This window comes from Actinomadura rubrisoli (assembly GCF_004349215.1).
GTDB classification, from domain to species: domain Bacteria; phylum Actinomycetota; class Actinomycetes; order Streptosporangiales; family Streptosporangiaceae; genus Spirillospora; species Spirillospora rubrisoli.
In genome coordinates this window covers 1-12557 of sequence record NZ_SMKU01000274.1, presented here as the reverse complement: position 1 = coordinate 12557, position 12557 = coordinate 1, and the positions used below count along the sequence as shown (strand labels likewise).

12 protein-coding genes are annotated in these 12557 nt (G+C 73.8%); 2 read left to right on the top strand and 10 right to left on the bottom strand.

Going from position 1 to position 12557, the window contains the following annotated elements; all coding sequences use genetic code 11:
• A partial coding sequence (locus tag E1298_RS34980) for an RICIN domain-containing protein (protein ID WP_207945016.1) occupies window positions 1-854 on the top strand: 854 nt, incomplete at its 5' end.
• A 42-nt stretch (window positions 855-896) separates the two neighbouring features.
• On the opposite strand, the gene smc is transcribed toward E1298_RS34980, so the two are convergent.
• The 10 genes from smc to rsmD all read right to left on the bottom strand — a co-directional run bounded on the left by smc (window position 897) and on the right by rsmD (window position 11854).
• Window positions 897-4565 carry a chromosome segregation protein SMC gene (gene smc, locus E1298_RS34975; protein ID WP_131901011.1) on the bottom strand — a complete coding sequence of 1223 codons (3669 nt, stop codon included), beginning with the start codon at window positions 4563-4565 and terminating at the stop codon, window positions 897-899.
• Between the two features lie 724 nt (window positions 4566-5289).
• A complete protein-coding gene (locus E1298_RS34970) occupies window positions 5290-5487 on the bottom strand; it encodes a hypothetical protein (protein WP_021598747.1) in 198 nt (65 codons plus the stop codon).
• 178 nt (window positions 5488-5665) lie between these two features.
• Window positions 5666-5986, bottom strand: a complete 321-nt coding sequence (locus E1298_RS34965) for an acylphosphatase (protein WP_131901015.1) — start codon at window positions 5984-5986, stop codon at window positions 5666-5668.
• A 66-nt stretch (window positions 5987-6052) separates the two neighbouring features.
• Window positions 6053-6994 (bottom strand): bifunctional DNA-formamidopyrimidine glycosylase/DNA-(apurinic or apyrimidinic site) lyase, encoded by a 942-nt coding sequence (gene mutM / locus E1298_RS34960; RefSeq protein WP_131901009.1) that lies wholly within the window; start codon window positions 6992-6994, stop codon window positions 6053-6055.
• Window positions 6987-7838 (bottom strand): ribonuclease III, encoded by an 852-nt coding sequence (gene rnc, locus E1298_RS34955; RefSeq protein ID WP_131901007.1) that lies wholly within the window; start codon window positions 7836-7838, stop codon window positions 6987-6989. Before rnc ends, mutM begins: the two co-directional genes overlap by 8 nt.
• 359 nt (window positions 7839-8197) lie before the next feature.
• A complete protein-coding gene (gene rpmF / locus E1298_RS34950) occupies window positions 8198-8377 on the bottom strand; it encodes a 50S ribosomal protein L32 (protein ID WP_131901005.1) in 180 nt (59 codons plus the stop codon).
• A gap of 1 nt (window position 8378) precedes the next feature.
• Window positions 8379-8972 (bottom strand): YceD family protein, encoded by a 594-nt coding sequence (locus tag E1298_RS34945; RefSeq protein WP_131901003.1) that lies wholly within the window; start codon window positions 8970-8972, stop codon window positions 8379-8381.
• Window positions 8973-9205: 233 nt separating this feature from the next.
• Window positions 9206-9688 carry a pantetheine-phosphate adenylyltransferase gene (gene coaD / locus E1298_RS34940; protein WP_131901001.1) on the bottom strand — a complete coding sequence of 161 codons (483 nt, stop codon included), beginning with the start codon at window positions 9686-9688 and terminating at the stop codon, window positions 9206-9208.
• Between the two features lie 78 nt (window positions 9689-9766).
• On the bottom strand, window positions 9767-11221 hold the full coding sequence (locus E1298_RS34935) for a penicillin-binding transpeptidase domain-containing protein (RefSeq protein WP_131900999.1): 1455 nt from the start codon (window positions 11219-11221) through the stop codon (window positions 9767-9769).
• A gap of 66 nt (window positions 11222-11287) precedes the next feature.
• Window positions 11288-11854, bottom strand: a complete 567-nt coding sequence (rsmD, locus tag E1298_RS34930) for a 16S rRNA (guanine(966)-N(2))-methyltransferase RsmD (protein WP_131900997.1) — start codon at window positions 11852-11854, stop codon at window positions 11288-11290.
• Between the two features lie 208 nt (window positions 11855-12062).
• On the opposite strand from rsmD, the gene E1298_RS34925 reads away from it, so the two are divergent.
• Window positions 12063-12557: hypothetical protein (locus tag E1298_RS34925; RefSeq protein ID WP_207945015.1), on the top strand; the 495-nt coding region annotated here is incomplete at its 3' end.

Genomic DNA, 12557 nt, shown 5'->3' with positions numbered 1-12557 from the left:
CGGGGACGGGGCCGGAGACTGGGGTGGGTGCGCAGACCCGTCCCATGCCGATGAACGCTCCCGTCCGGCCGGCCGTGGACGAGGGCGACCGGCTGATCGTCCAGAGGCCCGCGCTGAACATGGGGTCGCAGGCGCCCTGGAACGACGCGGCGGCGCCGGCGGGCGGGACGACGGGGCGGAGCGCGGGGCCGAGGCACGCCCGCAAGGCTCCGAACCGGGCCTCCGGCCACCGGCGCCCTGTGTCGCTCCTCGTCGCGGCGCCCGCGTTCATCACGATCGCGGTGGTGGCCTCGACGCTGCTGGGCGCGTTCGGCGGCGAGTCGCAGCACCGGAAGTCGGGGACGCCGTCCAGCGCGTCCACGAAGGTGCCGCCGCCGCAGCCCGGCTGGTACACGGTGATGCCGATGGCCGACCGCAGACCGTCCGGCAAATGCCTGTCGATCATGGCGGACGACCGGCTCAAGCCGCAGCTCGCGCAGGACCCGTGCGCGGCGGACGACCGGTACCAGCGCATCCGCCTCGCCGCCGTCCCGGAGGCCCCGCAGGTGTTCCAGATCAAGGCATGGACCACGCAGGGCAGGCTGTGGTGCGCCGCCCTGGACACCAGGGCCGAGCGCGCGGCGCTGCACATGAGGGACTGCGGACCCGACCCGCTGCAGCGGTTCAGCCTGGAGCCGACGGGCAAGCCGGTGCAGGCGGGGCAGCTGTTCCGGCTCCTGCCGGAGGCGACGCGCAAGAGCGGCATGTGCGTGGGCGTCGACATCGGCGCCACCGGCGGCGTGCAGACCATCCACACCGCGTGCGGCCGGACCGGCATCGAGGGCTACCTGTTCACGCCCGCCCCCGAGCCGTAAGACCGGGTCGCGACGACGGCGAGCCCCGCCGGACGCGGCCGGTCAGACGTGCTCGTGCTCGCGGAGGCGCTGGCTGACGACCTGGGTGACGCCGTCCCCGCGCATGCTGACGCCGTAGAGGGCGTCGGCGCCCTCCATGGTGCGCTTCTGGTGGGTGATGACGATGAGCTGGGACGACTCGCGCAGCTCCTCGAAGACGGTGATGAGCCGCTGGGTGTTGGTGTCGTCCAGCGCGGCCTCGACCTCGTCGAGCACGTAGAACGGCGACGGGCGGGCCTTGAAGACCGCGACGAGGAACGCGATCGCGACCAGGGACCGCTCGCCGCCCGACAGCAGCGACAGCCGCTTGACCTTCTTGCCCGGCGGGCGGGCCGCGACCTCGACGCCGGTGGTGAGGATGTCGTCGGGCTCGGTGAGCGAGAGGCTGCCCTCGCCGCCGGGGAACAGCCGGGCGAAGATCCGCTCGAACTCGCGGGCGGTGTCGTCGTAGGCGGCGGAGAACACCTGCTGGACGCGCTCGTCCACCTCCTTGACGAGGCCCAGCAGCTCGCGCTGGGTCTTCTTCAGGTCCTCCAGCTGCGAGGTGAGGAACGCGTGCCGCTCCTCCAGCGCGGCGAACTCCTCCAGCGCCAACGGGTTGACCTTGCCGAGCTGGTTGAGCTGGCGTTCGGCGGCCTTGGCGCGCTTCTCCTGGACCGTCCTGTCGTAGGGGACGGGTTGCGCGTCGTCGGCCGCCTCGGGGCCGGGCGGGACGAGCTGCTCGGGCCCGTACTCCGCCACCAGCGACTCGACCTCAAGGCCGAACTCCTCCAGGGCGCGCTGTTCGAGCTGCTCCAGCCGTAGGCGCTGCTCGGCGCGGGCGACCTCGTTGCCGTGCACGACGTTCACCAGGCGTTCCAGCGTGCCGGACAGCTCCCGCACCTGGCTCCGGACGACCTTGAGCTCCGCCTCGCGCGCCGCGCGGGCCTGCTCGGCGGCCTCCCGCCGTCTGACCGCCGCAGCCAGCGACAGCTCGATGCGCTCCAGTGCCGTCCGGGCGCCCTTGAGGACGGCCTTGGCGACCCTGGCCTGCTGTTCGCGGCGGGCACGGCGCTGCGCGGCGCGGGCCCGCTCCTCGCGCTCGCGGTGGGCGCCCCGTTCGAGTGCGTCGGCGCGGCCCGCGATGGCCTGGACGCGCTCCTCGGCGGTGCGGACGGACAGGCGCGCCTCCATCTCGGCCGAGCGGAGCTCCTGGCAGCGGGCGTTCAGCTCGTCGCGCGCCTCGGTGTCGTGCCCGGCGTCGGCGGCGACCTCCGCGGCCTCCTCCGACTCGGCGAGCCGCATGGCCAGCTCCTCGGCCGCGCCGGTGTCCCGCTCCAACGACTCGTTCGCCGCGTCCAGCGCCTTGGTGAGCCGCTCGACCTCGCCCCGGGCCGCGCGGACGTCGGCCTCCAGCCGGGCGGCCCGCTTGGCCTCCTGCGCGGCCTGAGCGTCGAACTCGCGCAAGCGCGCGCGGACGCGGTCAAGATCTGCCTGGGCCACGTTCACACCGGACTGCGCCTGGTTCACGGCCGCCTGCGCGGCGTCCAGCCCGGCCTGTGCGGACTGCTCGGACTCCATCGCCGAGGCGAGGCCGCCGGCGGCGGTCTCGGCCGCCGTCTCGGCGGCGGCAAGATCCAGAGTTGCCTGGTCGAGGGTCGCGCGCATCTGCAGCAGGCTCTGGCCGCCCGACGCGCCGCCCTGCGCCCAGTGCGCGCCGACCAGCTCACCTGCGCGGGTGACGGCGCGCAGGGACGGGTGGCTCCGGACGAGCGCGGCGGCGGCGGGAACGTCATCGACCACCGCGACATCGCGCAGCAGGTGCTCAAGCGCCGACCGGACCATGCCGGGGACGGTCACCGCGTCGATCGCGTAGTCGACGCCCGCGGCGCGTCCCCCGGACGGCCCGGACGGCCCCCCGCCGACGAGCAGCCCGGCGCGTCCGGCCTCGCGGGAGCGCAGCAGCGCCAGCGCGGCCTCGGCGGTGTCCAGGGAGCCGACCGCGATGGCCTCGGCGGCGTTGCCCAGCGCGGCGGCGACCGCCGTCTCGTAGCCGGGGCGGACGGTCAGCAGCGACGCGACCGTGCCCAGCACCCCGTCGAGCGAGCCGTCGGCGCCCGCCGCGAGGAGCGCCTCGCCGCCGTCGGCCGCGCTGGCCAGCGTCAGGTTCAGGGCCTCGATCCGCGCCTGGAGCGCGGTGACCCGCTTCTGCGCGGCCTGGTCGGCGGAGCGGGCGGAGCCGACGGCCGCCCGCGCCTCCTGGAGGGCGCGGCGCGGGCCGTCCACGGCGGCGCGGGCCTCCTCCACGGCGTCCTTGGCGGTGGCGAGGGCCTCCTGGGCCAGCTCGTGCTCGGCGGCGAGCGCGGGGTCCTCGACGACCTCGGCCTCGAACGCCTCGAACTCGGTCTGGGCGGTCCCGGCGCGCTGCTCGGCCTCGTCCCGCGCCTCGGCGAGCCGCCCGATCTCCGACCGGCCGGCCTGCGCCTTGCTGCGCAGCGCCTCGACGCGGCCGCGCAGCCGCGCCAGCTCCTCGCGCCGGTCGGCGGCCGCGCGCGCGGCGGACTGGAGGCGGCGCTCCTCGGCGGCAAGGGCCTCCTCGGCGCCCGACCGCTCCTGCACGGCGGTGGACAGCGCGTCCTGCGCCTCCTCCAGGACGGCGCGGAGCATCTCTTCCTGCTCGCGGATCTCGGCGGCCTCGCGCTCCATGTCGTCGGGGTCGCGGCCGCGCCGCTCCTCCTCGCGGGCCTCCGCGGCGTTGCGGTGCCGCTCGGCGGCGAGGTCGGCGACGCCGCGCAGCCGCTCCTTCAGCGCCGACAGCTGGAACCAGGTGTCCTGCACCTGCGCCAGCTTGGGCGCCTCCTCGGCCTCCTCGGCCTCCAGGACGGCCTCGCGCCGCTGCGCCTCGGCCAGCGCCCTCTCGGTCTCGGCGCGCCGCTCGCGGATCGCGGCCTCGTCGGCGGCCTCCTGCTCCAGCCTTGTCCGCAGGGTGAGCAGGTCGTCGGCCAGCAGCCGCAGCCGGGCGTCGCGCAGGTCGGCCTGGATCGCGGCGGCGCGGCGGGCGATCTCGGCCTGCCGGCCGAGCGGCTTGAGCTGGCGGCGCAGCTCGCCGGTGAGGTCCTGGACGCGGGTCAGGTTGCCCTGCATCGCGTCCAGCTTGCGCAGCGCCTTCTCCTTGCGCTTGCGGTGCTTGAGGACGCCCGCCGCCTCCTCGATGACCGCGCGCCGCCCCTCGGGGCCGGAGTGCAGGACGCGGTCGAGCTGGCCCTGGCCGATGATGACGTGCATCTCGCGGCCGATGCCCGAGTCCGACAGCAGCTCCTGGATGTCGAGCAGGCGGCACGAGTCGCCGTTGATGGCGTACTCGCTGGACCCGGACCGGAACATCAGCCGGCTGATCGTGACCTCGGTGTAGTCGATGGGCAGCGCGCCGTCGGAGTTGTCGATCGTCAGCACGACCTCGGCGCGGCCGAGCGGCGCCCGGCTGGCGGTGCCGGCGAAGATGACGTCCTCCATCTTGCCGCCGCGCAGCGACTTGGCGCCCTGCTCCCCCATCACCCACGCGAGCGCGTCGACGACGTTGGACTTGCCCGACCCGTTCGGGCCGACGACGGCGGTGATGCCGGGCTCGAACTTCAGGGTGGTGGAGGACGCGAAGGACTTGAAGCCGCGCAGCGTCAGGGTCTTCAGGTACACGCGCTCGCCGTCCTCCTCCGGGTGTGGCGCCGGGAGTCTCCGCCGTGGATCCCGGCCGGGCAGGGCCCGCCGGCCTGGCCGGCGGCCGCCGCGTCCGAGGGCCCCTACCCCTGTACGGGCCCGGCTCTCGTCCCGGCTCGGTGGCCGGGGAGCCTGTCGCACGATACCGGCCGGGGCGCCGGGTGCCCGGCAGCCGCGCGGCCGTTCCCCTCCAATGTGCCATGATCCGCCCCAACGCGGAGCGACCTGGCCTGTTTCCCCAGGGCCCTGAGCCGGCGAGCGGCCGGCGGCCGGCCAGGCGGGCGGCGGGCGCGTCCCCCCGGAATCGGGTGGTGAGCCCGCGGCCGGACTGACGTCCCTTATCGGGGTGATTGCCGTAATGGTCGCCATACTCGGACAGACCGAAACTCGACGCGGGCTTGACCGAAGCCTGACCCGACGGGCCGCGTCCGCGAACGGGGACGCCGAAAGGGCGCACGACCGCATATTCCGAGGTCACGGAATGTGCATGGGTAGGGCGACGGAACCACCGATCCGATGGTGCGTCGGAACACCGGTGCGGCGGAGTACCGGACGGCCGCCGCGAGAGCGTACGCCCGGACGGTCCGGCGGGTCCTCAGCGGGCCCGCGGACGGCCGTCCACCATGATCACCGGGACGGTGGGCAAAACAGAAGGGACGCCTTGGCACGGCGTCCCTGTCCACTTTCGAGATAAAGGCGCCGATCAGGTCAGCGCCGGTTCACGGTCCTTCACCGCAAGCGACATCACGTCGTCGTCCGTCGCCGTCGCCAGCGCGTCGTTCTCCGCCTGGAGCCGTACGAGCTCGGCTTCCAGATCACGCACGCGCTGCTGAAGGCGCCGCATCTCCGCGACCATCCGGGGGTCGGGACCGCCGACGTGGCCGAGTAGAGCCTTCGCCATGACTAAGGGTCCTCCACGCTGAGTAACCAGCAGGGATCGCGCACGAGAAGCAACTGAAGTCGGTGCGCGTATCGTCTAGAGTCGCACCGGCCGCTGTCCTGGTCAAGACGCACATCACAGGCCGGTAACAACCTGTCTCCACTAGTTTAGCAGGTACAAACCGGAATTCCCTACCCGATCACCGTTCCCGGAAACCGGAGGCCCCGCCGCGCGGCGCGCTCCAGCGCTCGGTGACCCCCGCGACCCGTCCGGGACGGCCCGGAAGATCGGACGGCAGAGGCCGCCCATCCGCCGCGTCGCCGCTCAGCAGGGCCAGGAGCCGCCGGCACTGTCCGCGTGGCCCTTCCGCGACGACCTCGACGCGCCCATCACCCAGGTTGGTCGCGGTGCCGGTCAGGCCGAGCTCCAGCGCCCGCGCCCGCACCCACCAGCGGAACCCCACGCCCTGGACATGCCCGCGCACCCAGGCCGTCAGCCGCACGACCTCGTCCTGCTCCATCTCGTCCGGTGCGGTCCGCCGCACTTCGTTCTCATCCATCCCGTCCCCGTCCCTGATCCCCTCGCGCTAGTACCGTGCCCTGCGGGGACGCGGTTGGCACGTGGGGCAGGTGTAGGAGGAGCGGTTCATGAATTCGTCGCGGCGGATGGGCGTGCCGCAGCGGCGGCACGGCTCGTCGCGGCGGCCGTAGGCGTCCAGGGACCGCTCGAAGTAGCCGCTGTCGCCGTTCACGTCGACGTAGAGGCTGTCGAACGAGGTGCCGCCGACGGCCAGGGCCGCTCCCATGACCTCCCTGGCGCCCTCCAGGACGCGCAGGGCCTCGGCGCGGGTCAGGGTCTCGGTGGGCCGTGCCCAGTGCAGCCTGGCCCGCCACAGCGCCTCGTCCGCGTAGATGTTGCCGACGCCGCTGATCAGCGACTGGTCGAGCAGGGCCCGCTTGATCCCGGTCTTGCGGCGGCGCAGCGCGCGGACGAACGCCTCCTCGTCGAAGGCGTCCTCCAGCGGGTCGGCGGCGATGTGCACGATCGGCTCCGGGACGAGCCCCTCCCCGTTCTTGGCGGCACCGGGCGCGTCGTCGGCGTGCGCATAGGTGTCGGGGGCGAGGTCGGCGACCAGCAGGTGCCCGAACGTCCGCTGGTCGACGAAACGCAGGTCGTGGCCGCCGTCGGTGAACGCGACCCGGACCCGCAGGTGCTTCTCGCGCTCCCGGCCGGGCTCGCCGACGAGCAACTGGCCGCTCATCCCGAGGTGGGCGAGGAGCGCTTCGGCGGGCGCCCCGTCCCGCCCGGGGCCCGCCTCGGGGTCGCGCAGGGGCAGCCACATGTACTTGCCCCGGCGGCGCGGCGGCAGGACGGCGCGGCCCGCGAGGCGGGCGGCGAAGTCGGCCGGGCCGGCCGCGTGCCTGCGGACGGCCCGCGGGTGCAGCACCTCGGCGGAGGCGATCGTCCGGCCGGCCGTCCAGCGCTCCAGACCCCGCCGGACGACCTCGACCTCGGGAAGCTCAGGCACCGGCGAACCCCGCGGACCGGGACTCGCCGGCCCGCCCGGCCTCCGGCTCCCCCGGCCCGGCTCCGGACCCGGCCTCGGCGTGCTCGGATCCGGCGGGCCCGGCCCCGGCGTCCGGCCCCGGGTCGGTCTCGCGCTGGACGACGATCTCGCGGATGGCGGTCCAGGCGGCCTCGGCGGCGTGCTGCTCGGCCTCCTTCTTGCTGCGGCCCTCACCCGCGCCGTAGGTCGTGCCGCCGACCCGCACCGAGGCGCGGAAGGTCTTCTGGTGGTCGGGGCCGCTCTCGGCGACGTGGTACTCGGGGACGCCGAGCTCCTCCACGGCGGTGAGCTCCTGCAGCGAGGTCTTCCAGTCCAGGCCGGCGCCCAGCCCCGCCGAGCGGTCGATGAGCCCGTCGAACAGCCGGTGCACCAGCGCGGACGCCTCGCCCAGCCCCCGGTCGAGGTAGACCGCGCCGATCAGCGCCTCCAGCGTGTCGGCGAGGATCGACGCCTTGTCGCGGCCGCCGGTGCCCTCCTCGCCCCGGCCGAGCCGGATGTGCGCGCCGACGCCGAGGGCGCGGGCGACGCCCGCGAGGGCCCGCATGTTGACCACCGCGGCGCGCAGCTTGGCCAGTTGCCCCTCGGGCAGGTCGGGGTGGCCCCGGAACAGGGTGTCGGTGACGACGAGGCCCAGCACCGAGTCGCCGAGGAACTCCAGGCGCTCGTTGGTGGGCAGGCCGCCGTTCTCGTAGGCGTACGAACGGTGCGTCAGCGCGCGTTCGAGCAGGTCTTCGGTGACCTCGACGCCGAGCGCGCGGGACAGTTCCGCGCGGTCCGGCGCGGGGTCGGTCTTCTTGCCGCTCACAGGCCCTCCTCGCAGGCCGTGCGGCCGCGCCGTCGCGCGGCCGCCTCTGTGGCGCGTGGCGGCCGGGGGCCGGGCGGCGAGGAGGAGCGGCGAGGAGAGCCGGACGGTCGTAGCCGGGCCCTCGCGGGGCGAGGGTCCGCTGTGTCCGACCGCGGGGGCCTGGGTCGTCCCCCTGAAAACAGGTCCGCGAAGACGAGGTGCGCGCCGGTCGGTTGATCCCGGCGTGCACCACGGCTCCGGGCGCAGGTCTCCGCGCCGGTCACCACGCCGGCATCACGCGCCGGGGTGGTCGGTGCCTGGCGCGCATCGTGAGGGGCGGGCCGCATGCACGCGGTTCCGCCCCCCAGGATGCGAAAAGCTCAGGCCGACGGGGCGATGACCTGCCGCCGGTCGTAGGTGCCGCACGACGCGCACGCCGTGTGCGGCAGCTTCTTGTCGCGGCACGTGGGGCAGTCGACCAGCGTCGGCGCAGCGGTCTTCCACTGCGAGCGCCGGTGCCGCGTGTTGCTCCGCGACTTCTTCCGCTTCGGGACGGCCATGTCAGCCCTCCTGCTTTCCATCTCGTCGGTCGATTGAACCGCGGGGCTCGGTGTCCCCGCTCCCTCCAGCCGGAGGGACCGGCGCCACGTCGCCGGCCAGGCCCTGCAATGCCGCCCACCGGGGGTCGGCGGTCTCGTGGTGGTGGTCGGGGCCGACGTCCGCCAGCCGTACACCGCAGTCCGGGCACAGGCCAGGACAGTCGTCCCGGCACAACGGGGACAGCGGCAGTGCGAGCAGCACCGCGTCCCGGAGCACCGGTTCGAGGTCGATCAGGTCGTCCTCCAGCCGGAGCTCGTCGTCGTCCGCGTTCCCGCCGGAGCGGGTGTCAGGATAGACGAAGAGCTCCTGGAAGTCCGCATCGAACTCCGAGGTGATCGGGTCGAGGCAGCGGGCGCACTCCCCCTCCAGCGGCACCGTCGCCGTTCCGGTGACGAGCACCCCCTCCAGCACCGCTTCGAGCCGCAGGTCCAGCTCGATGGCGGCCCCCTCGGGGACGCCCACCATCTCGACGCCGAAGTCCTCCGGCGCCGGCACGGACAGGCGCTTGCTCTTCGACGACCCGGGTTGCCTGCTCAGAGCTCGGGTGTCGAGCACCAGAGGGGCGTTGGGGTCGAGGCGAGACAGCGGACTCCTGCTTTCGTGAGATGCGGCGCCGGCGGCGATGGGGACCGGCGGCGGCCGCCGCCGGTGATGGCCGATGTCCCAGCGTACCGAACACCTGGCGATGCCCCAACTCGCGCCCCGCCTCACCAGGTCCCTTGCGGCCCTCCCGGGCGGCGCGCCCGCCCGGGAGGCCACCGGAGCGCGGCCGGGTCCCCGCCTCCGGGTCAGTCGCGTCCCTGGAGCCGGTCGACCAGGCGCTCGTGGACGATGTCGGGGACCAGCCCGGAGATGTCGCCCCCGAACCGCACGACCTCCTTCATCAGGCTGGAGGACAGGAAGGCGTACTCGGGGTTGGTCGCCATGAACAGCGTCTCGACGCCCGCGATGCGGTGGTTCATCTGGGCCATCTGCAGCTCGTACTCGTAGTCGCTGACGGCCCGCAGCCCTCGGACGATCACGGGGATGTTCTGCTCTTTGCAGTAGTCCACGGTCAGCCCGTAGAACTTGTCCACCTTGATGTTGCCGTACTCCTCGGTGACCTCTGCGATCATGTCGGCGCGCTCGTCGACGGTGAAGAGGCTCTTCTTGTTCTTGTTGATCAGCACGGCCACCACCACCTCGTCGTAGAGGCGGGAGGCGCGGCTGATGATGTCGAGGTGGCCATTGGTGACGGGGTCGAACGATCCCGGACAGACGACACGGCGCACGAGGAGAACCCCTTCGGTCCCGGTTTCTGACCTGCGGCGCGACCGTACCAAACCGTCATCGTCCGGTATCACCCGGGCTCAGTCCCCCAGCGCGTCGATGATCCTGGCGGCGATCGGGCCGGACTCGATGCCGTAGCCGGACGCCTCCGTCATCACCGCGACCGCGTACCGCGCGTCCGGGCGGGGGCCGAAGCCGATGAACCAGCGGTCGTTGTAGGAGGCGCCCTCGACGTCGGCGGTCCCGGTCTTGCCGCCCAGGACGGACGTGCCGCGCAGCGACTTGCCTGTGCCCTTCTGGACGACGGCCTCCATCATCTCCCGCATCTGCGCCGCCTGGCCGGACGTCAGCGCCCGCGACAGCTGCCTGGAGGTGCCCCGTCCGACCTCCTGGCCGTCGGAGGCGGTCACCTTGGAGACGAGGTAGGGCCGCATGACCTTGCCGTCGTTGAGGACTCCGGCGGCGACCATGGCCATCTGGAGCGGCGTCGCGACCGTGCTGCCCTGCCCAATGGAGCCGAGCGCGCTGAGCGACGGCTGGTCGGTCGTCGGGAACGCGCTGGCGGCGCCGGACATGCCGGACTCGATCCGGACCGGCTCGCCGAAGCCGAACTTGGCCGCCTGCTCGTGGACGGCGTCGTTGCCGGGCTGCTGCGCGCCCATGTAGGCGAACGTGGTGTTGCAGGACTGGGCGTAGGCGTCGATCAGCGGGATGGCGGGCAGGTCGCACTCGCCGCCGATGTCGCCCGCGTCGTTGTTGATCGCCTGGCCCGCGCCCGGCGGCCGGTAGCTGCGGCCGGCCCTGACCCGCGCGTCCGCGCCGCCGCCGGCGGTCAGCGCGGACGAGGCGACCACGGTCTTGAACGTGGATCCGGGCGGGAACAGCTCGTTCGACGCCTTGTTCAGCAGCGGCTTGAGCGGCTGGGCGCTGAGCCGGGTGAACGCCCGCTGGGCGCGCTCGCCCTCCAGGACGGACACGTCGTTGGCGTCGAAGGACGGCGTGGAGGCCATCACCAGGATCGCTCCGGTCTTGGCGTCGATCGCGACGGCGGCGGCGCGGCGGGCGCCGCTGCCCTGGAGCGCCTCATAGGCCGCGCGCTGCGCCTTGACGTCGACCGTGGCCTCTACGGTGCCGCCAGGGACGTGCTTGCCGATGAGCTTGTCGACGAGGTTGGTGGTGGCGAGCCGCGGGTCGGTGCCGTCCAGGATGTGGTTCTCGGCGTTCTCCAGGCCCGTCTGGGAGAACGGGGAGAAGTACCCGGTGATCGGGGCGAAGACGGGGCTCTGCCTGTAGCGGCGCTGGTACTTCTTGCCGCCGGGGAGGGCCTCCGACCAGGCGAGCCGCTCGCCGTCCGCGACGATGGGGCCGCGGTCGATCTTGTTGCGGTCCTGGAACTGGCGCGCGTTGAGCGAGTCGTCCCGCAGGTCCTGCGCCTCGAAGCCCTGGACGTAGGTGATGTTCACCATCAGCGCGATGATCATCACCAGCGCCACGATCCAGGTCCGTCCCACGGCACGGTCGATGCCCGGCCTCATGCCCCGGACCTACCCCGTGGCGGCGCGGCGACCCCTCGAAGACCCCCCGAAGACCGCTCAGGCCGGTCACCCGTCGTCCGCGCGGCCGTACCAGAACACGGCCTCCCCGTAGCGGCGGTCGCGCTCGGCGGTGTACCCGTCCGGCCACCGGAGGGCGGGGCCGCGCGTGGCGCGCTCGACGACGACCAGCGCGTCGGGGGTGGCCCAGCGGTGGTCGCGCAGGTCCTCCAGCAGGCTGGTGACGGCGGCGTCGGGCAGCTCGTACGGCGGGTCGGCGAAGATCATGTCGTACGGCTCGTCCGGCGGGTCGCGGACGAGGCGCTCCACCTTGTCCGCGCGCGGGACGGCGCCGGGCAGCCCCAGGGCCTCGGCGTTCCGCCGGATCGCCTTCATCGCGCGCGGGTGCGACTCCACCAGCAGGGCGTGCGCGGCGCCGCGCGAGAGCGCTTCGAGCCCGACGGCCCCGGATCCGGCGTACAGATCGGCGACGCGCAGCCCGTCCAGCGGGCCGAGGAGGGCCAGCACGGTGGAGAACAGGCCCTCCCGGGCGCGGTCGCTGGTCGGCCTGGTGTCCCGTCCCGCCGGGACGGTCAGCCGCCGTCCGCCCGCGCTCCCCGCGATGACCCTGGTCATCTCCCCAGTATCCCGGTGGCCACGACCGGGACGGCCCGGCCCCGATCTGGGAGAAACGCCCCAAAACAACCCGCGCCCTCTTGTGAACCTCCACCTAAATGCGGCATTCCTGTTCACATCGACTACGTGACGTGCCAACGTGCTCGCAGGTTGTGCAAATCACGTAACCCTTCAGGAGCCCCTTGTGCACCAAGGTAGGAGACTGGCGGTGACGGCCGGCGCGACGGTTCTCGGCGTCGCCGCCATGAGCGGGGTCTCGCACGCCGAGACCTCCGGGCCCCCCGCCGAGCGCGCCCACGCCCGTCCGGCGCCCGCACTCGGCCTCCGCCTCGGCGGAACCTTGTCCTATGACGAGCGGACCAGGACCGCCGCCGCGGGGCTGGACGTCGGCGCGGGGATCGGCACGCCGGTCGCCGGTGCCGGCGTCCGGCTGCGCACCGGCGCGAGCGCGTCGCTGGGCGACGGCTCCGTCAAGGCGGGCGCGCGGCTCGGCGTCCGCGCCAAGACCCCGGCGGGGAGCGCCGTCGTGAGGCTCAAGACGGGCGCCGCCCTCTCGGCGGGCAAGCGGACCGCCGGGGGCAGGACGGAACTCGACGTCGGGCTGGCCCCGTCCGGTGGCAAGCCCATCGCCGCGCACCTGGCGCTCAGCGCCTGCGTCGGCTCGGGCTGCGCGCAGGCCCCCACGCCGCCGACTCCCCCGACC